The organism is Amycolatopsis silviterrae, from assembly GCF_042684085.1.
GTDB lineage: Bacteria > Actinomycetota > Actinomycetes > Mycobacteriales > Pseudonocardiaceae > Amycolatopsis > Amycolatopsis silviterrae.
Genome location: NZ_JBHUKS010000015.1, coordinates 1 through 23,720, shown reverse-complemented (window position 1 = coordinate 23,720; position 23,720 = coordinate 1). Strand labels below are relative to the sequence as shown.

At 70.3% G+C, this 23,720-nt stretch carries 19 protein-coding genes; 8 read left to right on the top strand and 11 right to left on the bottom strand.

All coding sequences use genetic code 11. From position 1 onward, the window contains the following. Positions 1-25 precede the first annotated feature (25 nt). The gene (locus tag ACFSVL_RS20790) at positions 26-1,219 is read right to left on the bottom strand and encodes an MFS transporter (RefSeq protein ID WP_378306546.1); all 1,194 of its coding nucleotides are present in this window, start codon (positions 1,217-1,219) and stop codon (positions 26-28) included. Positions 1,220-1,383: 164 nt separating this feature from the next. Between ACFSVL_RS20790 and ACFSVL_RS20785 the strand changes: the two genes are divergently transcribed. Further along, positions 1,384-3,285, top strand: coding sequence for a S8 family serine peptidase (locus ACFSVL_RS20785; protein ID WP_378306544.1), 1,902 nt, complete (start codon positions 1,384-1,386; stop codon positions 3,283-3,285). A gap of 201 nt (positions 3,286-3,486) precedes the next feature. Here ACFSVL_RS20785 and ACFSVL_RS20780 read toward each other — a convergent pair whose 3' ends face one another. Beyond that, on the bottom strand, positions 3,487-4,119 hold the full coding sequence (locus tag ACFSVL_RS20780) for a class I SAM-dependent methyltransferase (protein WP_378306543.1): 633 nt from the start codon (positions 4,117-4,119) through the stop codon (positions 3,487-3,489). A gap of 58 nt (positions 4,120-4,177) precedes the next feature. On the opposite strand from ACFSVL_RS20780, the gene ACFSVL_RS20775 reads away from it, so the two are divergent. After that, the gene (locus ACFSVL_RS20775) at positions 4,178-4,915 is read left to right on the top strand and encodes an SDR family oxidoreductase (RefSeq protein WP_378306541.1); all 738 of its coding nucleotides are present in this window, start codon (positions 4,178-4,180) and stop codon (positions 4,913-4,915) included. Here the strand turns inward: ACFSVL_RS20775 and ACFSVL_RS20770 are convergent. Continuing rightward, positions 4,899-5,930, bottom strand: a complete 1,032-nt coding sequence (locus tag ACFSVL_RS20770) for an SDR family oxidoreductase (protein ID WP_378306539.1) — start codon at positions 5,928-5,930, stop codon at positions 4,899-4,901. The genes ACFSVL_RS20775 and ACFSVL_RS20770 overlap by 17 nt on opposite strands. Before the next feature lie 71 nt (positions 5,931-6,001). Here ACFSVL_RS20770 and ACFSVL_RS20765 point away from each other — a divergent pair, with 71 nt between their 5' ends. Next, a complete protein-coding gene (locus tag ACFSVL_RS20765; RefSeq protein ID WP_378306537.1) occupies positions 6,002-6,880 on the top strand; it encodes a LysR family transcriptional regulator in 879 nt (292 codons plus the stop codon). On the opposite strand, the gene ACFSVL_RS20760 is transcribed toward ACFSVL_RS20765, so the two are convergent. Further along, positions 6,877-8,346 (bottom strand): ABC transporter substrate-binding protein, encoded by a 1,470-nt coding sequence (locus ACFSVL_RS20760; RefSeq protein WP_378306535.1) that lies wholly within the window; start codon positions 8,344-8,346, stop codon positions 6,877-6,879. The two genes, ACFSVL_RS20765 and ACFSVL_RS20760, sit on opposite strands and share 4 nt — an antisense overlap. A gap of 134 nt (positions 8,347-8,480) precedes the next feature. Between ACFSVL_RS20760 and ACFSVL_RS20755 the strand changes: the two genes are divergently transcribed. Continuing rightward, positions 8,481-9,776, top strand: coding sequence for an LVIVD repeat-containing protein (locus ACFSVL_RS20755; protein WP_378307284.1), 1,296 nt, complete (start codon positions 8,481-8,483; stop codon positions 9,774-9,776). Between the two features lie 143 nt (positions 9,777-9,919). On the opposite strand, the gene ACFSVL_RS20750 is transcribed toward ACFSVL_RS20755, so the two are convergent. Continuing rightward, complete coding sequence (locus tag ACFSVL_RS20750; protein ID WP_378306533.1) at positions 9,920-10,819, bottom strand: TetR/AcrR family transcriptional regulator C-terminal domain-containing protein; 900 nt, start codon at positions 10,817-10,819, stop codon at positions 9,920-9,922. A 117-nt stretch (positions 10,820-10,936) separates the two neighbouring features. On the opposite strand from ACFSVL_RS20750, the gene ACFSVL_RS20745 reads away from it, so the two are divergent. The 3 genes from ACFSVL_RS20745 to ACFSVL_RS20735 all read left to right on the top strand — a co-directional run bounded on the left by ACFSVL_RS20745 (position 10,937) and on the right by ACFSVL_RS20735 (position 14,049). Beyond that, entirely contained in the window at positions 10,937-11,998 is a 1,062-nt protein-coding gene (locus ACFSVL_RS20745; protein WP_378306531.1) for an FAD-dependent oxidoreductase, read from the top strand. A 99-nt stretch (positions 11,999-12,097) separates the two neighbouring features. Continuing rightward, positions 12,098-13,060, top strand: a complete 963-nt coding sequence (locus tag ACFSVL_RS20740; protein WP_378306529.1) for an alpha/beta hydrolase fold domain-containing protein — start codon at positions 12,098-12,100, stop codon at positions 13,058-13,060. A 23-nt stretch (positions 13,061-13,083) separates the two neighbouring features. Continuing rightward, positions 13,084-14,049 carry a helix-turn-helix domain-containing protein gene (locus ACFSVL_RS20735; protein WP_378306525.1) on the top strand — a complete coding sequence of 322 codons (966 nt, stop codon included), beginning with the start codon at positions 13,084-13,086 and terminating at the stop codon, positions 14,047-14,049. On the opposite strand, the gene ACFSVL_RS20730 is transcribed toward ACFSVL_RS20735, so the two are convergent. Beyond that, positions 14,050-16,647, bottom strand: a complete 2,598-nt coding sequence (locus ACFSVL_RS20730) for a bifunctional FO biosynthesis protein CofGH (protein ID WP_378306523.1) — start codon at positions 16,645-16,647, stop codon at positions 14,050-14,052. 135 nt (positions 16,648-16,782) lie between these two features. Here ACFSVL_RS20730 and ACFSVL_RS20725 point away from each other — a divergent pair, with 135 nt between their 5' ends. After that, positions 16,783-18,396 (top strand): IS1634 family transposase, encoded by a 1,614-nt coding sequence (locus tag ACFSVL_RS20725; protein ID WP_449224383.1) that lies wholly within the window; start codon positions 16,783-16,785, stop codon positions 18,394-18,396. A 524-nt stretch (positions 18,397-18,920) separates the two neighbouring features. Here the strand turns inward: ACFSVL_RS20725 and ACFSVL_RS20720 are convergent. From ACFSVL_RS20720 to ACFSVL_RS20700, 5 genes are all read right to left on the bottom strand, one after another. Further along, entirely contained in the window at positions 18,921-19,673 is a 753-nt protein-coding gene (locus ACFSVL_RS20720) for an SDR family NAD(P)-dependent oxidoreductase (protein ID WP_378306519.1), read from the bottom strand. A gap of 8 nt (positions 19,674-19,681) precedes the next feature. Beyond that, a complete protein-coding gene (locus tag ACFSVL_RS20715; protein ID WP_378306517.1) occupies positions 19,682-20,491 on the bottom strand; it encodes an alpha/beta fold hydrolase in 810 nt (269 codons plus the stop codon). 66 nt (positions 20,492-20,557) lie between these two features. Next, the gene (locus ACFSVL_RS20710; RefSeq protein ID WP_378306515.1) at positions 20,558-21,673 is read right to left on the bottom strand and encodes an epoxide hydrolase family protein; all 1,116 of its coding nucleotides are present in this window, start codon (positions 21,671-21,673) and stop codon (positions 20,558-20,560) included. Next, positions 21,666-22,886, bottom strand: coding sequence for an RNA polymerase sigma factor (locus ACFSVL_RS20705; protein ID WP_378306513.1), 1,221 nt, complete (start codon positions 22,884-22,886; stop codon positions 21,666-21,668). Before ACFSVL_RS20705 ends, ACFSVL_RS20710 begins: the two co-directional genes overlap by 8 nt. A gap of 4 nt (positions 22,887-22,890) precedes the next feature. Next, entirely contained in the window at positions 22,891-23,292 is a 402-nt protein-coding gene (locus tag ACFSVL_RS20700; protein ID WP_378306512.1) for a YciI family protein, read from the bottom strand. Between the last annotated feature and the right edge of the window lie 428 nt (positions 23,293-23,720).

Below are 23,720 nucleotides of genomic sequence, written 5' to 3'. Positions count from 1 at the left end.
AACCGCCACCACCGACAAAGACGGATCAGCGCACCCGGCGGGCAGGCAGCGCGAGAGCGCTGAGCAGGCAGAGCACGGCGCCGATTCCCAGCGAGAAGCGCACGCTGAAGACCCCGGCGGCGATCCCGCCCAAAGTAATGAAAAGCGGTTTGGCCGTGCGGGTTCCGGTGGACCAGGCGGTGAGCGTTCGGGTCAGGACGGTGTCGTCGATCATCGTCAGCCGGTACGCCGAATAGGTCGGGTTGAAGATGCCCGCGACCAGCAGCAGCCCGAGGTCGGCGGCGATCAGCAGGGCGATTCCGGCTGGTCCGGGGAAGGCGAACGGGGCCGCGAACAGCCATGGGGTGCGGGCGAAACCGGTCCACCACAACACTTTCTGCACGCCGTACCGAGTGCTCAGCATGGGGGCGAGCCGGGCGCCGATAAGTCCGCCGAGGCAGGGGACGCCGAGCACGAGCCCGTATTCCCACGGCGCGAAGCCGAGATCCCGCAGCATCAACACGGTTTGCAACGGCGTGACCCAAAGGACCGCGCCGCTGAACAACACCGAGTTGAAGAACAGCGGCCGTAGTTCAGGGCTGCGCAGCAGGTAACGCCATCCGTCGGTGAAGCCTCGTCGCGAAGGGTCCGAAGCGACCACCGGAGGCTGTTCCGGCGTACGCAACCGACGGATTCCGAGCGCTGACAGCAGGAACGAGAACGCGTCGATGAGCATCGTCGCGGTCGCTCCCAGCGCGCTGATCAGGACGCCGCCCAACGGGGGACCGGCCGACCAGCAGACCCAATCGGTGCTCTCGAAGCGGCTCAATGCGACAGCCCGCTGGTCCGGCGTGACAAGGGCTTTGAGGTGCGCACCGCTGGCCGCGGAGAAGATGACGGCCGCGGTGGCGACGACGATGTCGACCGCATAGAGCTGCGGCATGGTCAGCACGTGCAGTGCGGCCGCCACCGGCACGCTCGCCAGCGCGGCGCACCGGGCCAGGTCCCCGACGATCATGGTGGGACGCTTCCGGGCGAACTCGACGCGCGGTCCGAGCGGGAAAGCGAGCACCGCGCTGGCGGCGGCCGAGATGGCGGTGATCAGGGAGACCTGCCACGCGGGCGCGTCGAGCACGAGGACCGCGACGAGTCCGAGCGCGCCCGCGCCGACCGTGCTGCCCGCCGTGCTGATCGCGTACGCGGTCCACAGCCGCGCGAAATCCCTCCCCAGGTTCGCCACCAGAGCAGAGTGCCAGCTCCGTTTCAGGGCGCGGAAGGGGCCGTTGGAGTCTCACCAGATGGGCCATCCGGGCAGATACCACTTTGGTCGGTGGTCTTTGTCGGTGTCGCTATTTAGATTCACGTGACCACAGTCGGTGGCCGGGGGCGAGGACAGGAGTTGTCATGAGAAGAACGAGCCGGGTGGTCGCGTACTCCGCGCCGCTGGCGGTCGGGGTGCTGCTCGCCGGGAGCGGGGTCGCGGCCGCGCAGCCGTCCGCCGCGGACACGGCGAACGCGCGCTCCGGAGCCGGGATCAGCGCGTTGCAGGGGATCAAGAAGACGCTCAGCCCGGCTGAGCGCAAGCAGTCCAGCCAGCTCGTCGTCGAGAAGCGCCTGCGCGCCGACCGCGGGCTCGCCGCGCTGCTGCCGGACTACCGCACCGGCCTGCCGGTCAACCAGGCTGGCACGGTCTCGGTGGACATCGCCGGCACCGCGGGCGCCGCGATCGCGAAGGCCGTGCGCGCCGCGGGCGGCACCGTTCAGTCCACATCGGCCAATGGCTCGGTTCGCGCCCAGCTGCCGCTCAATGCGGTGGACCGGATCGCGGCGCGCGGCGACGTTCAGCAGGTCCAGCCCGCGACGCAGGCGATGACCTGGAACGAGCCGGACGCGCAGCGCCAGCGGCTGGCCAAGAAGGCCGTCGCCGCCGTGCAGGTGTCCGAAGGGGACAAAGCACACGGCGCGGACACCGCCCGCACGCAGTACGGCGTCAACGGCACCGGCGTGAAGGTCTGCGTGCTTTCCGACGGCGTCAACTCGCTGAAGAAGTCGCAGGACGCCGGCGAACTCCCCGCGGTCGACGTGCTGCCCGGCCAGGCGGGCAGCGGCGACGAAGGCACCGCGATGCTGGAGATCGTCCACGACCTCGCCCCGGGCGCGGCGCTCGGCTTCGCGACCGCGTTCACCAGCGAGTCGAGCTTCGCGGACAACATCCGCGCGCTGCGCACCACCGGCAAGTGCACGGTGATCGTCGACGACGTCGCGTACTTCGACGAGTCGCCGTTCCAGGACACGCAGGTCGCGCAGGCGGTCAACGACGTGACCGCGGCCGGCGCGCTCTACTTCTCCTCCGCGGGCAACTCCGGCAACCTCACCGACGGCACCAGCGGCTACTACGAGGGCGACTTCCGCTCGTCCGGGACCACGCTGCCGGGCGTCACCGGCACCCCGCACGACTTCGACCCCGGCAGCGGCGTGCAGACCACCGACCCGCTGTCGCCGGGTTCGCTCGGCAGGCCGGTCACGCTGTTCTGGTCGGACCCGTGGGGACACTCGGCCAACGACTACGACCTGTTCCTGCTCAACGCTTCCGGCAGCGTCGTCGCTTCCAGCGCCAACCCGCAGGACGGTTCGCAGAATCCGTACGAGAGCCTGACCGTGCCGACGTCCGGCTCCGGTTACCGCCTCGCGGTGGTCAAGTACAGCGGAGCGGACCGGTTCTTCGCGGTCAACGTGGTCCGCGGCCGGTTCGTCGACTCCGGTTCGCTCAAGGGCTTCAGCACGGCGGGCGTGACCTCGGGCCACTCGGCGGCGGCCGCGGCGTTCTCGGTGGCCGCGGCTCCGGCGGCGACCGCGTTCGGCCGTCCGCTGGAGACCGGCGACCCGGCGAACCCGGCCGGTCCGTACCCGGGTCTGTTCACCTCGGCCAGCAAGTGGGAGCGCTTCACCTCCGACGGCCAGCGGCACCTCTTCTACAACGCCGACGGCACTGAGCTGACCCCGGGCAACGTCTCCTCGACCGGTGGCGCGACCCGCGCGAAGCCGGACATCACCGCGGCGGACGGCGTGGCCACCTCGGTCACCGGCTTCCAGCCGTTCTTCGGAACCTCGGCAGCGGCCCCGCACGCGGCGGCGATCGCGGCGCTGCTGCTGTCCGGCAAGCCGTCCGCGACCCCGGCGGAGGTCCGCACGGCGCTGGAGTCGAGCGCGATCGACCTCGGCGCGCCCGGGTTCGACGCGGTGACCGGCAAGGGCGTGATCATGACGGGTCCGGCGCTGGCCGCGCTGGGCGTGCCGAAGAAGTAGCGGTACGGAGAAAGGGGCGGGTTCCTCGCCTGAGGGGACCCGCCCCTTTCCCCGCACGGCCAAATTCGAAGGGCTGTGAGGGGAACCCTGAGGGAATCAGAGTCCGTGAGGGTTCCCCTCACGGACGACCAAGTCCGCTCCCGCGCCGAGAGGCGAGCCGCACCGGCACCTACAGCGCCGCCTTAAGGCCCTGGCCTTGGTTCATCGCCCGGCGATCAGCAGGTGCGACGCCTGCGGCCCGGTGCCGAGCCGGTCGTGGCGGCGGAGTTCGAGACCCGCGTCGACGAGCGCTTTCCCGACTTCCTCCGGCGGGCGCAGCCGGAATCCGTGGCTGGTGAACGGCATTTTGCGCATCATGTCCGGGTCCCCGACGCCGACGACGAACCGGCCGCCGCTGGCGAGCACCCTGGCGACTTCGGCGAACGCGGGCACGAGGTCGGGGATGAAGTAGGCCGTGTTGACGGTCAGCGCGGCATCGATCGTCCCGTCGTCCAGCGGCAGCTTCGCCATTTCGGCCTGGTGCAGCACCAGCCGTCCGGCGGCGAGGTTTTTCGGGAACGTCTTCCGCGCCCTGGCCAGCGCCGTCTCGGAGATTTCCGCGCCGTGCACCGTGCCGCCCGCGGTGGCGCGCAGGAGCAGGTCGAGCCCGATCCCGCCGCCGAAACCGAGGTCGAGCGCGGTTTCGCCGGGGCGGATCTCGAGTGCGTCGACCGCGCCGGAGACCTCGGTGCGGTTGACCTTGTTGAGCAGCCGGACGACCGCCTGCCCGGCTCGGCCGCTCGGGTGGCCCAGTTGCTTGGCGAGCCCGGCGAGCAGTGCGTCACGTGGTCCCATGCGTCCAGTGTGCCGCGATATGGCAGCGTGCGGGCGAACGGATTTTTGAGGAGGCGACGTGTCGGAGAAGACTGCTGTGGTCACCGGGGCCGGTTCCGGGCTGGGCCGCCGGATCGCCGGGGCGCTGCTCGGTGCGGGGTACCGGGTCGCGCTCGCCGGACGCCGCGAGGACGCCTTGCGCGAGACGGCCGGTCCGGACGCCAACGCGCTGGTGGTGCCCACGGACGTCGCCGATCCCGCTTCGGTGGCGGCGCTGTTCGCTGCCGTGCAGGGCGAATGGGGGCGGCTGGACCTGCTGGTGAACAACGCCGGGGTGTCGCTCGGCGGAACGGTCGCGGAGCTGTCCGTCGACGACTGGCGGCGCACCGTCGACACGAACCTCACCGGCATGTTCCTCTGCGCGCAGCAGGCCGTGCGGCTGATGCGCGACCAGGATCCGCAAGGCGGCCGGATCATCAACAACGGCTCGATCTCCGCGCACGCGCCCCGCCCGGCGAGCGTCGCCTACACCGCCACCAAGCACGCGGTCACCGGGCTCACCCGGTCGATCTCCCTGGACGGCCGCGCCTGGAATGTCGCCTGCGGACAGATCGACATCGGCAACGCGGCCACCGAGATGACCGAGCGGATGGCGGCGGGCATCCCGCAGGCCGACGGACGGCTCATGGCGGAACCGACCTTCGACGCGGGACACGTCGCCGACGCGGTGCTCTACATGGCGGGACTGCCGCTGGACGCCAATGTCCAGTTCCTCACCATCACCGCCACCACGATGCCGTTCATTGGCCGGGGATGACGTGGTCGCGGCGCAACTCGTCGAACAGCCGGTAGAACATCTGCTCAGTGTCCACATAGGAGTGAAAACCGGCGCGGCGCGACTTCGACGTGTCCGCGAACATGTCGTAGTCCCAGGAGAACACGAAGTCGCCGAAGGCCCATGAGGAGACGTCGGCGTAGGACGCGGTGAGCCCGTGCTTCGCCGACATCTCGGTCCACAGCGGTTCCTTGTCCGCCATGACTGTGGTGAGCGGAAGCTGCAACGGTGGCGCGACTTCGAGATCGAAGTACGCGGCCAGCTTCGGCCACAGTTCGCGCCAGCGGAAGAGGTCCCCGTTGGCGATGTTGAACGCTTCGTTGCTGCTTGACGTCGCCGCCCACACCGTCCCTTCGGCGAGCAGCTGCGCGTCGGTCATCTCCAACAGGCTGTCGTACGCGCCGGGTTTGCCGGGAAACCGCAGCGGCAGGCCGAGTTCCTTCGAGATCGAGGCGTAGACCGCGATCACGAGCGCGAGGTTCATCGGGTTGCCCAGCGTGGTCCCGCCGACCACGGACGGCCGGATCGCCGACCACGACCAGCCGCCCGCCGCGGCCCGGCGTTCCAGAAACTTTTGCTGGTCCACGTTGAACTCCGGCGGCATGTGCTGTCCGGCGTCGGCTTCGCGGGCAGGAGTCTTGAACGGGCCGAGATGCGCGCCGTAGACCTTGTAGCCCTGCATCAGGCTGACGTGTTCCAGCGGGCCTTCGTCGAGGCCGTTCACCAGGTTCTCCAGCATCGCCACGTTCGGCGGCACGAGTTCCGCCCACGTCGGACGGTCCAGGTACGCCGCGTAGAACAGGTGCGTCGCGCCGACGCCGGCCAGCGCCGCTCGGGTGCTCGCCGGGTCGAGCAGATCGACGGCGAGACTGCCCGGCCCGCCGCGACGGGACAGCCCGAGCACCTCCCAGCCGTCGAGAGTGCGCAGGTGAGAGATGAGTTTCCGGCCGATGATCCCGTTGGCCCCGGCCACGAGGGCCACGCGTGTGCTGCTCATGTCTCCGATCCTGTCCTCGTCGCGGAGATAAATCCAAGGCTTACTTCTCACTGCTTCGATAAGCTGGGTTTATGACAAGCCTGCGGCAGCTCGAGTACCTGGTCACGGTGGTCGACACCGGTTCGTTCACCCGGGCCGCCGAGCAGCTGCACGTGACGCAGCCCGCGCTCTCGCACCAGATGCGGGCGCTGGAGCACAGCGTCGGCGGGCCGTTGCTGGAACGGCTGCCGCGTTCGGTCCGGCTCACGCCGATGGGCCGCGCGATGCTGCCGCACGCCCGCGCCGCGCTCGCCGACGCCGAACGCGCCCGGTGCGCCGCCCGGCAGGCGTCCGGCCAGGTCGCCGGAGAACTGCTGGTCGCGACGGTCTACTCGGTGAGCCTCGGGGTGCTGCCGCCCGCGCTCCGGGTGTGGCGGCGCGAGCGGCCGGACGTCGACGTGCGGCTTTTCGAGTACCGCCACGCCGACGAGCTGCGCGACGCGATGCTGGCCGGAGAAGCGGATCTCGCGATCGGGCCGCGTCCGGCCGGCTGGACGGGCCCGGTGCGGCCGCTTGGCGTCGAGGAGTTCGTCGTGGTGCTCCCGGCCGATGGCGCGATGGAGTCCACTTCGGACGGTACGGTCGAGCTGGCCGATCTCGCCGACTGCGCGTGGGTGCACTACGCGCCTGGCCACGGCTTAGCGGAACTCCTCGACGCTGCCTGCGCGGCAGCGGGATTCCGGCCTCGGCCCGCGGTGCGCACGGAGCAGACCGCCGCCGCACCGCTGCTCGCGGCGGCTGGGCTGGGGCCCGCGTTGGTCCCGGCGAACGTCCTGCCCGCCGAGTTCAGCGGCCGGGTTTTGCGGCCAGGCAAGCCGATCCGGCGAGAGCTGGTCGCTTATGGCCGGAGCGAGCCGGACCCGTTGACCGCCACGTTCGGCGAGGTGCTGACGCGGCACGCGCGGGTTTAGTCGCGCAGCTGGGTCAGGTCGATTCCGGCGAACGGCGTCGTGACCGCGTCGTGGACCCGGGCGGACCAGACGGCGTGGCCGTGTCCGGTCCACACGGGAATCGCCGGGAGGTCGCGAAGGGCTTCGTTCTCCGCGATCCGGTACAGCTGTGCGGATTCCTCCGGCGACGCGGTGGTTTCGGCGGAGTTGAGGTCGGCGGCGAACCCGGCATCGGTGTATCCGGCGGCTTCGGCGAGTCCGCGGAGGATGTCGGACGGGCTCTGCGTAACGGCCTTGAGTTCCCAAGTGAACGGTCCAGCCAGCTTGCCCCCGTTCGCCTTTCGCTGTGCGGTGACCGGGATTCCCAGGTTCTTCGACAGGCCGTTGGCCAATGCCTGCGGCCACGTGCCGTCGAAGCTTTCGTAGAACACCGTCGCGCCGCCGGCGAATCCCGCTTGGCTCAACAGGGATTTGGCCGCCGGACCGTCGAAAGTGCACGGACGGCAGGTCCCGGACCGCTCGCCGGGCGCGACGATCGGCGGCAGCAGCCCCTTGGCCGCGTCCGCCTGATGCGCTAGCGGCCCGGACTCCAATGCGCCGCGGTCGGTGCCGAGCGCGAACGCGTGCCGCACCGTCGGGTCGGCGAACCGCGTCGCCTCGGCGGGAAACACCAGGTACCCGCTGCGCGGGAGCGCCCACATCGCGTGCCGGTCGGCGAAATCGGTGTGCATCGCGTCGTGCCGTTCGCCGGGTACGGTCGTGGCGACGTCGAGGCTTCCTTCTTTGACATCGTCATACTGCTCCGCCGGATTGCCGACGCGCAACATGATTTCCCTGGCCCGGCTCGGATCCGGGGCGACCCGGACGAGCTTGCCGCCGGAGCCGTACTGCCAATCGCCTTCCAGCCGCATCGGGCCGTTGCCGATCGGATGGCGGGCGAACCCGTTCCAGTCGCGCGATTTCAGCACCGACTCGGGCAACGGCACCAGCCCGGGCGCGGACAGCCATGCCGGCACCTGATTCGACGGCCGGTCGAGCACGATCCGCAGCTGCTTCGCGTCGACCGCGGTGATTTCCTTCGCGCGCAACGACTTCGTGAGCACCGGGGTGCTTGCCCAGTGCAGGCCCGCGATCGCCTTCCAGGTGTCCACATAGGACTGAGCGGTGACCGGCGTGCCGTCGTGGAACTTGCCGGGACGCAGCCGCACGGTCCAGGTCACCCGGTCCGTGCTGCTGATCGATTCGGCCGCGCGCGGCGTGACTTTCCCGCTGGCCGGGTCATAGTCGGCCAGCGGCGTCCACAGCGCGCCGGTGACGAGTCTTCCGGACGGATCCGTGACGTCGGCGGGCAGCAGCGTGCCCGGTTCGGCGAGGCCGACCGACAGCACGCCGGGCTGGACGGGTTCGGCCGACGACGAACAGCCGGCGAGACCGGCCGCGACGACGACGGCGGCGAGCGTGAGCGGGACCAGCAGACGCGATCGCATGGTGTCTTACTACCAGGTGGAAAGCAACGAAAGGCGGTTGTGTCCGGTTAGGGACCGTCTTAAAGTACTTCCGTCACACTGGGGTCTCCGGGAGGTTTCGCGTGCGCCGTTGGTGGATTCGTTCCGGACTGGCGATGGCGACCGCGGCGGCGACTCTCGTCGCCACCGGATTGCCCGCCGCTGCCTGCGAAGACGACAAGCCGGTCACCGAAGCGAAACACACGCTGGGCGACCCGGGCGCGATCAAGGGCGTGGAGCCGGTCGGCAACGTGCCCGACGCGCAAGGGGCCATTTCGGCGAACTTCCTCAGGTATGGCAAGCGGGACGTGATGGTCGTGTCCGGCCAGTTCGGCTTGAAGGTCTACGACCTCACGGACAATCCGGCGAAGCCGCGCGCGATCGGCGAGCTGAGCCTGCCCGGGCTGTGGGAAACCGAAGACACCGAGGTGGACGCGAAGCGCAAGCTGGTGTTCCTTTCCCGTGACCCGCGTGCGTTCAAGGGCAACACGCACACCGGCGAGTCCGGGATCTACGTGGTCGACGTTTCGCATCCGGAGAAGCCCGAGATCCTCAGCTACGTCAAGGTTCCGGCGGGCCACACCACCAGCTGCGTCGACGACTGCCGCTACCTGTGGACCGGCGGCCCGGCGAAGGCCGACAACCAGCCCGCGGACTGGGGCGGCCGGCCGATCTGGGTCACCGACGTGCGCAACCCGCGCGCCCCGAAGGTGCATCCCGATCCGATCGAACTCGCCCGCAACGACGGCAAAACCGACTACGTGCACGACGTGCAGGTGGACAAGATGGGCGTCGCGTGGGTGTCCGGCGCGGGCGGCGTGCGCGGCTACTGGACGTCCGGGATGCACCGCGACCCGGTGCAGCACCGCTACCGCATGGCGACCGCGCTCAAGCCGGTGCCGTACGCGGGCGGCGGAGTGTCGGAAACCGCCGCGCCGTCGAAGTTCCTGCACAACAGCTTCCACCCGGTCGGCCCCCGCGACGACGGCGCCTGGCGCGGCCACGACCTCGTGTACGCCACCGAGGAAAGCTTCCTTCCCGGCTGCGCGGGCGACGGCGTGCTGACCATTTCGTCGCTGGAGGGTTCGTACCAGGGCGAAGGCTGGCGGTCGACGCCGGAGAAGCCGTTCCGGATGCGGAGCGTCGGCACCTGGACCGTCGCCGGGCAGGAGGGCAGCGACCCGGTGTCCGACGACTGCTCGGCGCACTACTTCGACCTGCGCGGGGACGTGCTGGTGCAGTCGTTTTACGCGCAGGGGACCCGGTTCCTGGACGTGAGCGACCCGTCGAACCCGACCCAGATCGCGTACTTCCGCCCGGCGGACGCGGCTTCGTGGGCGCCGTACTGGCATGACGGGTACGCGTATGTGGCGGACAACAAGCGGGGGATCGACATTCTGAAGCTGGGGTAGGCGTCGTGAGTGGCTATCCCGGTTCTAACCGGGATAGCCACTCACGAGCCCCGCGTAACCCGCCGACTCTCTCCGGGCCGCGCTCTGGCAACCCCGTGGCTGGTCTCGTGAGTGGCGAAGCCGGTTAGAACCGGCATAAACACTCACGAGTATCGAACCGCCAGCCCGTCCAGCAGCGCCTGCAGCCCGATCTCGAACAGATGGTCCAGGTCGAGGTCGTATCCCTCCGCGAGATCCGCCACCATCCGCGCCAGCACCGGATACCGCCCGGACCCGGTCAGCGCCGCGTACCCGCGCTCCTGCGTCTCCATCCACTGGTCCTCGGTGATCCCGGTCGCCCCCATCGCGTGCCGCTCGCGCTCCAGGTGGATCGCGGTGCCCTGGATGTGGTTGAAGAACAGCACATTCAGATCGCACAGATCAGCCGAGTTCAGCCCGAAGACCGACAACGCGGCGAGCGCCCGTTCGTTGTGCGCGGCCAGGTTCGGCAGCGGCAGCGGCCGGGTGAGCGGCACGAGATGCGCCAGCCACGGATGCCGTCGATGCACTGACCACAACGTGCGCGCCGACAGTTCCAGCTGCGCCCGCCACCCCTCCGGCTCCCGCGCCGGATAGCCGATTTCGCCGTAGACGGTGTCGGCCATCAGGAAGATCAGTTCATCCTTTCCGGACAGATAGCGGTACGGAGCCATCGCCGGAACGCCCAGCCGCGCCGCGAGCCCGCGCATCGACAGCGCGGCCACGCCTTCCGCGTCGGCGATCGCGATTGCCGTGCGCACCAACCGATCCCGCGTCAGCACCGGACGCTTCGGATCGGCCGCAGGGTGCTGACCGGCGACGACATGGCCCGATCGCGGTTCGGCGCGGACCAGGCCTTCGCGGCGCACCACGTCGAGCGCCTTGGCCGCGGTGGCGGTCGCGACGCCGTGCGCGGCAGCCAGCTGACGGGTCGACGGCACCTTCGCGCCCGGCGGCAGCTCTCCCTGCGCGATCTCCTCGCGCAGCGCGGCGGCGATGCGGAGGTACGGCGGTTCGGTCGGCATCGGTATCCCATCTGTACTAGATCAGCAAGCCAGCTGTACTAGATCAGTTTTGGCAGTGAAAGCCAGGTCAGTGCAGATTCAGCAGGGTAATACAGCACTGTATCGAGGGGTGAGGAAATGCCTGAAGCACTGGTGTGCGGCGCGGGAGTCGCCGGGTGCGCGTCGGCCTACTGGCTGCGCCGCAGCGGATACGACGTGACGGTCGTCGAGCGCGCGGACGGGTTGCGCAATGGGGGTCAGGCGGTCGACATCCGCGGGGTCGCGCTGGAGGTGGTGGAGCGGATGGGCCTGGGGGAGCAGGTCCGCGCCGCGCGCACGCGGATGCGCGGGATGTCGATGCTCGACGCGTCCGGCAACGAAGTGTTCCGCTCCGAGGAGCGCACCTTCAGCAGCGGACGGCTCGACAGCGCGGACATCGAGATCCTCCGCGACGACCTGGTCCAGCTGCTGCACGACCACACCGACGCCGAGTACCGCTTCGGCGACGAGGTCACCGCGCTCGACGCCGAGTCCGGCCGGGTCGAGTTCGCCAAGGGAGAGCCGCGCACCTTCGACCTGATCGTGGGCGCGGACGGGGCGCATTCGGCGGTCCGGCGGCTCGCCTTCGGCCCCGAGGACCAGTTCCGCCGCTACCTCGGCCAGTACCTGGCGATCTTCCCGGCGGCCAACACCCTCGGCCTCGAAGACTGGCAGATCTGGTTCCAGGGCGAGGGGGCCGGCGGCGCGGTCTACCCGGTGCCCGGCAACGAGGAGATCCGCGTGACGCTCGGCTTCGGCGAGCCGGAGTACCGCGAGATCCGGGACGTCGCGGACCAGAAGAAGCTCGTCGCCGAGCGGCTGGCCGAGGTTGGCGGCCCGGTGCCGGACCTGGTCAAAGCCATGGCGGAGTCCCGCACGTTCTTCTTCGACGCGATGCTTCAGATCCACCTCGACCGCTGGACGACCGGCCGGGTCGCGCTGGTCGGCGACGCCGGGTACTGCGCCTCCGTGCTGTCCGGCCAGGGCACGAGCCTTGCCCTGGTGGGCGCGTATGTCCTAGCCGACGACCCCGAGGGTTACGAGACCCGGATGCGGCCGTTCGTCGAGCTGAACCAGGCGCTGGCCACGGAGAACGCGACCGGGCCCGCGCCGGAGGAATCCGTCGAGCGGGCGAAGAACGCGATCAGCCTGACCCGCTGACCCGCCACCTGGCGGGAGATTCCCGCCGCCCGGCTGTCCCCGGCCTGCTCCCGGGCGGCGAGGATGGGGCCAGCACCCGACCCCTTGGAGGCGCCCGAGATGACCAGCTATCCGCAGCTCCCGTTCGACCCCGAACTGGCCGCGGCACTCGAGGCGCTCCAGTCCGAGCGTCCGCCGATCAAGACGCTCGAGTCGATCCCGGCGGTCCGCGCGGCCGCGGCGAAGCGGCAGGTCTCGCTGGACGAGATCACCGCCGACGGCGCCCTCGAACTGTCCGAAGTGGACGCCGAGGGACCGCGCGGCCCGATCCCGCTGATCGTCGCGCGGCCTGCCGGTGCGGCCGACGTCCCGGTGCTGTACTGGCTGCACGGCGGCGGCATGATCATCGGCGGGCACAAGGGCGGTGACCTGTACTTCCTCAAGGAGTACGCGGCCGAACTGGGCCTCGGTTTCGTGTGCGTCGACTACCGGGTCGCGCCCGAACACCCGCATCCGGCTCCGGTCGAGGACTGCTACGCCGGTCTGGAATGGACGGTCAAACACGCCGCCGAGTACGGCTTCGACGCCTCCCGCGTCGTGATCGGCGGGGCGAGCGCGGGCGGCGGGCTCGCGGCGGCGACCGCGCTGCTCGCCCGGGACCGCGGCGGCCCGGAGCTGATCGGCCAACTGCTGGTGTACCCGATGCTCGACGACCGCAACGACTCCCCGTCGGCGATCCAGATGGCCGAAATGGGCAGCTGGGACCGCACCGCGAACAACGTCGGCTGGACCGCGTTGCTCGGTGACGCGCGCGGCGGTCCGGACGTCTCGCCGTACGCCGCGCCCGCGCGCGCCGAAGACCTGTCCGGCCTCCCGCCCGCGTTCCTCGACGTCGGCAGCACCGAGACCTTCCGCGACGAGGTCATCGCCTACGCGAACCGGCTGTGGCTGGCCGGGGTGCAGGCGGAGCTGCACGTCTGGCCCGGCGCCTTCCACGGGTTCGACGGTTCGGCCCCGCAGGCGGCGCTGTCGCAGCAGGCCCGCGCCGAACGGACCCCGTGGCTGCGGAGGCTGCTCGGCTGAACCGGACGCGCGATGATGGACCGATGAGGGAGCTGGTCACGCGTCTGAGCGCGCTCGATCCCGGCGCGGCCGAGACGGTCAAGGTCATCGCGTATTTCGACCGGCTGGTCGAGGGCCGAGCCGGGCTGGAGCCGATCGTGCGCGGGGCGGCGGTGCTGTCCGGCTGTCCCGCGCGGCTCGCCGACGACGAACGCCGGGTGCGCGTCCGCGTCGAACCGGACGGGCGCGTGGTGCCGTCCGCCGAGGTGCCCGATCCGGAGTGGCTGTCGGCACCGGTGCGTGCGGACGGCCCGCCCGCGTTGTGGCTGGAACGGCCCGGTCCGGCGAGCCCGGTGGACGCGATGGTGCTGGAGCGCGCGTCCGCGGCGGCGCGGTCGGTGCTGGACCGCACGCGCGGCCGGGCCGTGGACCCAGCGTCCGTCGAGGTGGTGCTCGACGCGTCAGCGGACGAGAAAACCCGGCTTCTCGCCGCGCATCGGCTCGGCCTCGGCACCACCGCGCGCGCCGTTGTCAGCGATACCGGCCAGCTGGTCGTCCCTCCACAGTGGACTCCGCCGGAGCGCGCGCGGATGGGACTCGGGACGGTGGTGAAGCTCGTCGACCTGCCGTTGTCCGGTGAACAGGCCCGGGCCGCTTTCCGCTTCACCGCGACCGAAGAGGACCCCGGACCGTCCGTTGTGGACTACGCCGAACTCGGCGGCCTGGCCGTGCTCGCCGAAGCGGTCGGCCCGGCCACCAAACCGGTCGCGGACGTCGACTGCCTGGAGGACGCCCGCGCGACGGCCCCGTGGGTGTTGCCCACGCTGGTCGCCGTCGCGGGCGCGCCGAGCCTGCGCGCCGCCGCGAACACGCTGGTCGTGCACCATTCGACCCTGCAGGAGCGCCTGGCCCACGCCGAACAGCTGCTCGGCTGGCCAGTGCGCGATCCCGCCGGCCGGTTGCGGCTGCAGCTGGCTATCGCGCTGTGGCGGCTGCACCGCAACGGTTGATCACGGAGTGAGCAGCGGCAGCAACGGCTTCCGCACCGCCGTCGCGACCCCGTCGGACTCGTTCGCCGCGGCGATCCGCTCGTCCGTCGGCGTCCCGTAGGACGTGGTCCGCTGCCGCAACCGGCGCCCGAGCGGCTCGACCATCGCGCGCATGTCGCTGATCGTCTTGTACGACCCGTTCGCCGCGCCCGCCATCCGGCTGATCGTCTCCTCCATCAGCGTGCCGCCGATGTCGTTGACGCCGCCCTGCAGCACCGCCCGGCTGCCTTCCTCGCCGAGCTTCACCCAGGAGCTCTGGATGTTGTCGAAGGTGCCGTGCAGCAGGAGCCGGGACAGCGCGTGCACCGCCCGGTTCTCGCGCAGCGTCGTGCCCGCGCGGGCGAGGCCGGCCAGGTAGATCGGCGAACTCTGGTGGATGAACGGCAGCAGCACGAACTCGCTGAACCCGCGCCGCCCGTTGCGTTCCACACCCTCGCGCTGCAGTTTGGCCAGCAGCTTGAGGTGGCCGACCCAGTGGCTCGGGTTGTCCACGTGGCCGTACATCATCGTCGCCGTGGTCGGCAGGCCGACGTCGTGCGCGGTGGTGACCACCTCGATCCACGCGTCCGTCGGCAGCTTGCCCTTGGTGAGCACCCAGCGGACGTCGTCGTCGAGGATTTCCGCCGCGGTGCCGGGCAGCGAGTCCACTCCGGACTCCTTGGCCCGGATCAGGAAGTCGCGAATGGACAGATTCGTCCGCGACGCGCCGTTCACGACCTCCATCGGGCTGAACGAGTGCAGGTGGATGTCCGGTTGCCGCCGCTTCACCTCGGCCGCGAGGTCGAAGTACGCGGTGCCCGGCAGGTCCGGGTGGATGCCGCCCTGCATGCAGATCTCGGTCGCGCCCGCGGCCCACGCCTCGTCCACCCGGTCGCCGACCTGCTCCAGCGACAGCGTGTACGCGTCCGCGTCGGTCTTCCGCTGCGCGAAGGCGCAGAACCGGCATCCGGTGTAGCAGACGTTGGTGAAGTTGATGTTCCGCGTGACGACGAAGGTGATGTCGTCGCCGACCACCTCGCGCCGCAGGTCGTCGGCCAGTTTCGTGAGCGCGTCCAGCTCCGGCCCGTCCGCGTGCAGCAGCGCGAGCGCGGCGTCGTCGGACAGCCCGGCCGGGTTCTTTTCCGCACTGCGCAAGGCATCCCGGATGTCGGTGTCGAATCGCTGCGGCCCGGTCTTGATCTTCCGGCCGATCTCTTTCCAGTCGCCGTAGACCGAATCGAAGTCGCCGCGCCGGTCCTCGGTGCGACCGGTCGTGTCGATCTCGGTGTGCAGATCGGTGCGGCCGGACTCCTGCCAGCCGCCGTCCGGCTCCTGCCACGGGATCCCGACCGGCATCGCGCCGTCGCGGGCCAGCCCGGTCTCGCCGTCGACCAGCGCCGCGACGTGCCGGGTGACGCGCGGGTCGAGCCACGGCTGGCCGCGCTTCACGTACTCCGGGTAGATGGTGAGCCGCTCGCGCAGCGCGTACCCGGCCTTCTCGGTCTGCCGCGCCAGCAGGTCGATCTGCGGCCACGCGCGCTCGGGGTTCACGTGGTCCGGGGTGAGCGGCGAAACGCCGCCCCAGTCGTCGATGCCCGCGCGGATCATCAGGTCGTACTGGTCGCCGATGAGGTTCGGCGGCGCCTGGATGCGCATCCGCGGACCCAGCACCAGCCGCGCCACGGCGATGTTCGCGGCGAGTTCTTCGAGGTCCGCGTCCGGGGTCGCGCGCATCTTCGTGTCCGGCTTGGCCCGGAAGTTCTGCACGATGACTTCCTGGATGCCGCCGTACTCGCGCGCGGTCTTGCGGATCGCGAACAGGGCGTCGGCGCGTTCCTCGTGCGTCTCGCCGATCCCGATCAGCACGCCGGTGGTGAACGGCACCGAGCTGCGCCCGGCGTCCTCCAGCACGCGCAGCCGGACCTCGGGATCCTTGTCCGGCGAACCGTAGTGCGGCCCGCCCTTCTCGCTCCACAGCCGGCGCGCGGTGGTCTCCAGCATCATGCCCATCGACGGCGCGACCGGCTTGAGCCGCTGGAAGTCCTGCCAGCTCATGACGCCGGGGTTGAGGTGCGGCAGCAGGCCGGTCTCTTCGAGCACGCGGATCGCCATCGCGCGGACGTAGGAGAGGGTGTCGTCGTAGCCGTGCGCGTCCAGCCATTCGCGCGCGGCCTTCCAGCGGTCCTCGGGCCGGTCGCCGAGCGTGAACAGGGCTTCCTTGCAGCCCATTTCCGCGCCCTTGCGGGCGATGTCGAGCACCTCGTCCGGCGACAGGAACGGCGATTCGAGCCTGCCCGGGACGGTGACGAACGTGCAGTAGCCGCACCGGTCCCGGCACAGCCGGGTCAGCGGGATGAACACCTTGCGGCTGTAGGTGATGATCCCCGCGCGACCGGCTTCTTCGAGGCCCGCGTCGCGGATGCGGGAGGCGTGGTCGGACAAAGTCTTGAGGTCGTCGCCGCGGGCGTGCAGCAGCACCGCCGCCTCGGCGACGTCGAGCGTCTTCCCGTCTCGCGCCCGGGCGAGCGCACGGCGCATGGCCGACGGGGTGGGCGTGGTCACGCCAGCTTCGGGCTCCATTCCCGCCACGCTAGGACCCGGCCGCCGCGACCAGCCAGCTCTCCGCCCGCCGCTGCGCGCCCAGCCGGTCCAGGGTGATCATCGACGCAGGTTGAGGGCTTGTCGGCGGCCGATCGCGCCGGTATTACCTAAAGGGTGGCGTCAGTGATCGGGAAGCGCATCGGCGGGCGGACGTACTACTACTTCGCCGAGTCCGCGCGCGTCGACGGCAAGCCGCGCGTGGTGGGCCAGCGTTATCTCGGGACGGCCGAGGACATCGCCGCCGCAGTAGCTGGCGGCGGTCCGGAGGCAGCAGGGGCGCGGCATCGGTCGTTCGGCGATGTTTCCGCCGTGTGGGGGACGCTGCAACGGCTGGACCTCGTCCGGCGCGTAGACGCGGTCGCCGGACCGCAACGCGCTCGCCCGACGCTCGGCCTCCACGTCGCGCTCGCCGTGCTGCACCGGGCGACCGCGCCGGAGACGGACTTCGAGGAGTGGTGGACCGGCTGCCTCGCGCAGGACCTCGTCCGGCCGCGGCCGCCGAAGGGAACGATCACCACGGCGAGCCACTGGCGGGCGTTGCAGCGGCTCGGCCCGGAGCGGATCGCCGGTGTCGAAACCGTTGTCGCGGAAGCGGTTCTGGAGCTGCTGGTGGACGACGGGACGGAAGCGCTAGCCGTCGATGTCGCGCAGTTCGCCGCGTTTACCGCCGCGGACTGCACGCTGCCGTCGGCGTGTCAGGACGTGCTGGCCGGGCTCGGCCTGGTCGTCACGCGGGACGGGGCGATTCCGCTGGCTTCTCGGGTCTATCGCAGGGAAAACTCCCCGACTTTCGGCGCGCTGGCCGCCGAGCTGGGGGAGCGGTATCCGACTACTGACGTCACGCTGATTTTCCACGCTGGCCAGGCTGCGCAGCTGGACCTCGGTGCGCGGACCGGGTTCGTCGGCTCGCTTCCGCTGGCTGATCATCCGGAGTTGCTCGCGCGGCCGGCGTCGGTGCGTCGGCGGGTGGACCCGGAGCGGTTCGCGGGGCTGACGGCGTTCGACACGGTGGCGACTGTGGACGGTGCGCATCGGCGGGTGATCCTCACCCATTCCGCGACGCTGCATGCGGCGCAGTACCGGGCGTTCACCAGCGAATTGAGCACTACGGTGCGGGAGCTGGACGGGCTGGCGGCTGCGCTCGCGGCGGGGACGCATCGCGGGGACCGGACGCAGGTGCATGCGGAGATGTCGCGGATCATCCGCGGGCGACGGGTGGAGCGAGTGTTGAATACGACGCTCACCGGGACCCGGGCTGGGGAGCTTCGGTTGGAGCGGCGGGTGGATGAGGCCGCCGTGGCTCGGTTGGCGGAGGAGTTTTTCGGTAAGCAGATTTTGGTGACTGATCGGGATTGGCCCGTTGCCGAGGTGGTTACTGCTTATCGGGCTCGGACGCACCTGGAGTCGACGTTCCGGTGGTTGACCGGTCCGGCCGCGGCGGGGCCTTCGCCGCGGTGGGATTGGACTTCGCATCGGATTTCGGTGCATACGCTGGTGTCGGTGCTGGCGGCGACGGTCACGCACTTGATGCGGCGGGAGGCGGACCGGGCCGGGATGAACCTGTCGGTGGCTGAGTTGCTGGATCAGCTGCGGGGGATCGGGGAGACGGTGCTGCGGCATCGGTCTACTGGGGGGAGGCCGCGGACGCGAAGGATTTTGTCGGATCGGACTGGGCGGCAGCAGGCGTTGTTCGAGCTGTTCGGGTTGGAGCGGTTTGCGCCCGGCTGATGGGGTTGCGTGGGGCACCCCGAAGCTCGAGTGTGCTGACGCTCGGCGGGTGCTTGTCAAGGCGGGAAAGATGCCTTGACAAGCACCCGCCGAGCGCAGGGAGGCTTCGTATCGGGGTGCGGGGGTGGGGCTGGGTGCCTCGCTCGTTGGGTGCATCGGCGGCGGTGGTTTCGGTCCGTGAAGGACTCCTTGAGGGAATCCAAGTCCGTGAAGGTGGCCCTCACGGACGGCAGAGGGGCAGTGCTCGGAGGTTAGGCCGGGTGGCGTCGGCCTGCTGACCGTCCATAAAGGACGCCAGGGTTGGCGATATGCCTGATTGATGCCGAAATGCCCGTTTCTTCAAGTCTGTGAGGGGAACCCTGAGGGAATCTGATTCCCTCAGGGAGTCCCTCACGGACGACACGCTCAGTTCGGGAGCCTGTGTCGGTCCCGGCGCAAGTCGGCCCGCCTCCGCGGTGGCAGTGGGTCGTGAGGGGAACCCTGACGGAATCAGAGTCCGTGAAGGTGGCCCTCACGGACCGTGCCTAGGCCTCGCGGTCGATGTTCAGCGCGGAGAACGTCTGCACCACCGGCATCAGCTCGATGACGTTGATGTTCACGTGCTTCGGCTGCGAGCTGGCCCAGTACACCGACTCGGCGACGTCGTCCGCGGTCAGCGGAGTGGTCCCGGCGTAGACGTTGGCCGCCTTGTCCTGGTCGCCGCCGAACCGGACGGTCGAGAATTCGGTGCCGCCCACCAAACCGGGCTCGACGTTCGTCACGCGCACGCCGGTGCCGCGCAGGTCGGAGCGCAGGTTGAGGCTGAACTGGTGCACGAACGCCTTGGTCGCGCCGTAGACGTTCCCGCCGGGGTAGGCGTAGCTGCCCGCGACGGAGCCGATGTTGATCACGTGCCCGGCACCGCGCTCGACCATGCCGGGCAGTACCGCTCGCGTGAGGTGGACGAGACCGGTCACGTTGGTCTCGATCATCTGGTCCCAGTCCTCCAGCTTCGCCTCGTGCGCGGGTTCCAGACCCTTGGCGAGGCCGGCGTTGTTGACCAGGATGTCGATCTTCGCCCACTCCCCGGGCAGCTCCGCGACGACGTCCGCGACCGCGGCTGCGTCGCGTACGTCGAGCACCAGCGGGTACACCGCGTCGCCCAGTTCGTCCGCGAGCGTCTTCAGGCGGTCGCCGCTGCGGGCCGCGGCGACGACCCGCGCGCCTTCCGCGACGAACCGGCGCGTGATTGCGGCACCGAACCCGGCGCTCGCGCCGGTCACCAATACGGTCTTCATGGAGTGCGTCACCGTTCTTCCGCGTGGTCGAGGAAGCGGCCGAACACGTCGTTGAACTCGGCCACGCGTTCCAGGTTAGGCAGGTGCCCCGCGCCGTCGAGCACCGCCAGCTCCGAGCCGGGCACGAGCTGGTGCAGCAGCTGCGCGTCGGCGACCGGAGTGAACTCGTCTTCGCTGCCGACCACGACCAGCGTCGGCACGCTGACCTGCTGCAGCGAATCGCGGTAATCCGGCCGATTCGCCCGCGCCCGCAACGCCGCCGCCGCGCCTGCTGCCGGTGCGTCGTGCATCATCTTCCGTACGTGCGCGGTCACCTCGGGGTTTTCGCGGAGAGTGGCTGGCGACACCATCTTCGGCAACAGCTCGTCGGCGTACCCGGCCATCCCCTCCGCGAGCACCCGGTCCGCGGCCGCGTTGCGGGCCGTCTTTCCTTCTGCGGTCTCGGGTTCGGCGAACGTGTCGGCGAGCAGGAGCGCGGCAATCCGCTCCGGGTGGTCCCGGACGGTCTGCATCACGATCTGCCCGCCCATCGACAGCCCGCCCAGCACGAAGCGGCTGAGCCCGAGGTGATCCGCCAGCCCGATCAGATCCTCGGCGAAGCTGTCGAGCCCGGACACCTCCGGTCCCGTGCTCTCCCCGTATCCGCGCAGGTCAGGCACCACGACGCGGTGCCCGTTTCGCGCGGCGTACTCGGCCTGCGGACTCCACATGGACCGGTCGAACGGGTGCCCGTGCACGAGAAGCACCGGGATCTTCGGCTGCGACCCCTGGTCGGTGTAGGCGATCCGCGCGCCGGAGGGGAGAAGGACTGTCTGCATGTCCCCGACGCTAATCGGGGCGATTTCTCAGTGCAATAAGGCGCAATGTAGTCGGAGCAATGTTTTTCAGCGCAGCTTCGTGAAGAACTGCCGGACGTCGCCGACCCACAGCTCCGGCACCTCCTGCGCCGCGTAATGCCCGCCGCGGTCGTACTCGTGCCACGACACGAGGTTCCGGTGATGTTCGGAGAACACCCGGATCGACGGCAGGTCGCCGGGGAACTGCGCGACCCCGAGCGGCACCGGATTGCGTTCCTCGGCGGGCGTCTCCCGGGCTTCCTCGGCGTAGATCCGGATCGCCGAACCCGCGGTGCCGGTCAGCCAGTGGATCGTGACGTGGGCAAGGATCCCGTCCGCGTCGAGGCCGTGGTCGTGCATTGCCTGCGCGTTCCAGCCGAGCAGCCCGACGGGGGAGTCCGAAAGCGCGTGCGCGAGAGTCTGCGGCTGCTGAGCCTGGACGACACCGTACGAGGCCTCGTGGGTGAAGTAGTGGTGGAACGCGTCCCAAGCCGCTTTGTCCTTGGGCGACAGGTCGGCGATCCACTGTGGATCGTCGTCCGGCGGCGGGTCCCAGGTCTGCGTCACGTGCGCGCCGATCACCTGCTCCGGCGCCACCCGGCCGACCTCCGGCGCGATCCCCGAACCCCAGTCGTTGCCCGCAGTCCCGTAGCGCTCATAGCCGAGTCGGCGCATCAGCTCCGCCCACGCCCGCGCGATCCGCCGCGGGCCCCAGCCGGTGTCGGCCGTCGGACCGGAAAACCCGAACCCCGGCAAGGAGGGCAGCACGACGGCGAACGCGACCGACGGATCAAGCCCGTGCGCCCGCGGATCGCTCAACGGCCCGACCGCCGCCAGATACTCCGCCGCCGACCCCGGCCACCCGTGGCTGAGGATCAACGGGATCGCGTCCGGTTCGGGCGAACGGGCGTGCAGGAAATGGACGTTGCTGCCGTCGATCGTCGTCGTGAACTGCGGATACTCGTTGAACCGCCGCTCAAGCGCCCGCCAGTCGAAGCGATGCCGCCAGTGCTCGGCCAGCTCGCGCACCCGGCCGACGCTGACGCCGTACCCCTGGTCGCCGCCGGCGGGCTCGGGTGCCCACTTCGCCCGATCGAGCCGTTCCCGCAGGTCGACCAGGTCCGCTTCCGGGATCTCAAGCCGATACGGCCGGATGTCAGTCATGTTCAGCTCCTTCGGAGAGCCGCCGGGCGCAGGCGTTGAGATACCGCACCTGACGGATGTTGGTGGCGAGTTCGGCCGCGCGCAGGTACGCGCCCCGGGCCGCTTCGCGCTCGCCCGCCCGTTCCAGAAGATGTGCCCGCGCCGCATAGAACCGCCGGTCACGGTCTTCCAGCGCTGCCAGCAATTCGAGCCCCGCCGCCGGCCCGTCCGCCATCCCGGCCGCGACGGCGTGGCTCACCTTCGCGACCGGACTCGCCGAAACCTTGAGCAGCAGCCGGTAAAGCCCGACGATCTGCCGCCAGTCGGTCTCCGCCGCGCTGGGCGCCTCGTCGTGCACGGCCGCGATCGCCGCCTGCACCTGATAGGGCCCGACCGGTCCGCGCGGCAACGCCGCCGTCACCAGCTCCACCCCACGCCGGATCGACTCGGCCTTCCACTGCGTCCGGTCCTGTTCGTGCAGGGGAACCAGCTCGCCCTGCTCCGTAACCCGCGCCGGCGACCGCGCGTCCGTCAGCAGCATCAACGCGAGCAGCCCCGCCGCCTCGCTGTCGTCCGGCAGCAACGCGGCGGTCATCTCCGCCAGCCGGATCGCCTCCGCGACCAGCTCGCCCCGCCGCACGTCCGGCCCCGACGTCGCGGAATAGCCCTCGGTGAAAATCAGGTACAGCACGTGCAGCACCGCGCCGAGCCGCTCGCCCCGCGCCTCCTCCGGCGGCATCCGGAACGGCACGCCACTGTCCTGAACGGTCCGTTTGGCCCGGGAGATCCGGCGCGTCATCGAGTCCTCGGAGGTGAGGAACATCCGCGCGATCTCGTTGGTCGTGAGCCCGCCGACGGCCCGCAACGTGAGCGCGATCTGCGACGCCGCCGACAACGACGGATGGCAGCAGAGCAGAAGCAGGATCAAGGTGTCGTCGGCGTCGCCCGCCGGTGCGCCGACGTCCTCGCGGGCCGCCCGGACCTCGCGCTCCCGCCTCGCCTGTTCCGCCCGGAGCAGATCGATCAGCTTCCGGCTCGCGACCTGCAGCAGCCAGCCGAACGGCCGCTCCGGAATTCCGCTGTCCGGCCACTGCTGGGACGCTTTGAGCAGGGCTTCCTGCACCGCGTCCTCGGCCGGGTCGAACCGCCCGTAGCGCCGGACCAGCGCACCCAGCACCTGCGGCGCGAGCGTGCGCAACGTGTCGGCGACCGGCTCGGTCTCTTCTCGGCGCACCGGCTCAGACGTCGCTTTCCGCACCCATCACCGGCCGGACCACCACCCCGGCCTCGGACAACCGCCCGGGCGCGGTGAGCAGCCCGGCCGCGATCTCGGTCGCCCGGTCGATACTGGCGCAGTCGACCATCCAGTACCCGGCGATGACCTCTTCGGTCTCGCCGAACGGCCCGTCGGTGACGACCGGAGCCCCGTCCCGCAGGTCAAGGCGGCGGGCCAGCACCGGAGCGGCGAGCCCCTGCGTGTCGACCAGCTCGCCCGATTCGGCCAGCGCCCCGGTGAACCCGGCGAGGAACTCGTCGATGGCCGCCATCTCCGCCGGGGTCGCGGCGGGTTCCGCGCCGTCCTTGCCGCCGAGGTGGTCGTAGTCCTGCTGGTTCCCGTACGCCAGGATCAGGTACTTCATGGGGTCCTCCCGTTGCTTGCTCGGCCGTCGGTCGCGAAGAGAACGAAGCTGCCCGGCCCGGACCGGACATCGCCCCGATGCCTGATTGAGTGACCCAGGCCACTGGCTCCGCTCATGATGCTCTCGGCAGAACCGTCCCGCCGTCGATTAGGGCTGGGTCTACTCCTCCGCCGGAGTGCCTTGGCCGCTATTCCTCGCTCTGTTTCTCCGGATCGCGGGCTTCCCGAGCCGGATTCCCCGCGCGCTTGTCCCCGCAGACTCCCGGCCGGATCGGCGCAGACTGCCCCATTCGGTCCGGTTGACCTGCGAAGATCGCTTTAAGGGACCCCCCTGTTCAGGGCCGTTTTGAGCCGTGTAGTGTTCTCCAAGTCGCCAGGGAAACCGGGTGGCCGCCGGGACACGAACCAAGCTCTCGCCTCTAGGGTGAT

What these genes read in the sequence shown, in the direction of transcription:
- ACFSVL_RS20785 (WP_378306544.1), top strand. Translation starts at nt 1,384, where the DNA reads ATGAGAAGAACGAGCCGGGTGGTCGCGTACTCCGCGCCGCTGGCGGTC.
- ACFSVL_RS20770 (WP_378306539.1), bottom strand. Translation starts at nt 5,930, where the DNA reads ATGAGCAGCACACGCGTGGCCCTCGTGGCCGGGGCCAACGGGATCATC.
- ACFSVL_RS20745 (WP_378306531.1), top strand. Translation starts at nt 10,937, where the DNA reads ATGCCTGAAGCACTGGTGTGCGGCGCGGGAGTCGCCGGGTGCGCGTCG.
- ACFSVL_RS20715 (WP_378306517.1), bottom strand. Translation starts at nt 20,491, where the DNA reads ATGCAGACAGTCCTTCTCCCCTCCGGCGCGCGGATCGCCTACACCGAC.
- ACFSVL_RS20700 (WP_378306512.1), bottom strand. Translation starts at nt 23,292, where the DNA reads ATGAAGTACCTGATCCTGGCGTACGGGAACCAGCAGGACTACGACCAC.
- ACFSVL_RS20735 (WP_378306525.1), top strand. Translation starts at nt 13,084, where the DNA reads ATGAGGGAGCTGGTCACGCGTCTGAGCGCGCTCGATCCCGGCGCGGCC.
- ACFSVL_RS20750 (WP_378306533.1), bottom strand. Translation starts at nt 10,819, where the DNA reads ATGCCGACCGAACCGCCGTACCTCCGCATCGCCGCCGCGCTGCGCGAG.
- ACFSVL_RS20755 (WP_378307284.1), top strand. Translation starts at nt 8,481, where the DNA reads ATGGCGACCGCGGCGGCGACTCTCGTCGCCACCGGATTGCCCGCCGCT.
- ACFSVL_RS20740 (WP_378306529.1), top strand. Translation starts at nt 12,098, where the DNA reads ATGACCAGCTATCCGCAGCTCCCGTTCGACCCCGAACTGGCCGCGGCA.
- ACFSVL_RS20780 (WP_378306543.1), bottom strand. Translation starts at nt 4,119, where the DNA reads ATGGGACCACGTGACGCACTGCTCGCCGGGCTCGCCAAGCAACTGGGC.
- ACFSVL_RS20765 (WP_378306537.1), top strand. Translation starts at nt 6,002, where the DNA reads ATGACAAGCCTGCGGCAGCTCGAGTACCTGGTCACGGTGGTCGACACC.
- ACFSVL_RS20720 (WP_378306519.1), bottom strand. Translation starts at nt 19,673, where the DNA reads ATGAAGACCGTATTGGTGACCGGCGCGAGCGCCGGGTTCGGTGCCGCA.
- ACFSVL_RS20730 (WP_378306523.1), bottom strand. Translation starts at nt 16,647, where the DNA reads ATGGAGCCCGAAGCTGGCGTGACCACGCCCACCCCGTCGGCCATGCGC.
- ACFSVL_RS20710 (WP_378306515.1), bottom strand. Translation starts at nt 21,673, where the DNA reads ATGACTGACATCCGGCCGTATCGGCTTGAGATCCCGGAAGCGGACCTG.
- ACFSVL_RS20760 (WP_378306535.1), bottom strand. Translation starts at nt 8,346, where the DNA reads ATGCGATCGCGTCTGCTGGTCCCGCTCACGCTCGCCGCCGTCGTCGTC.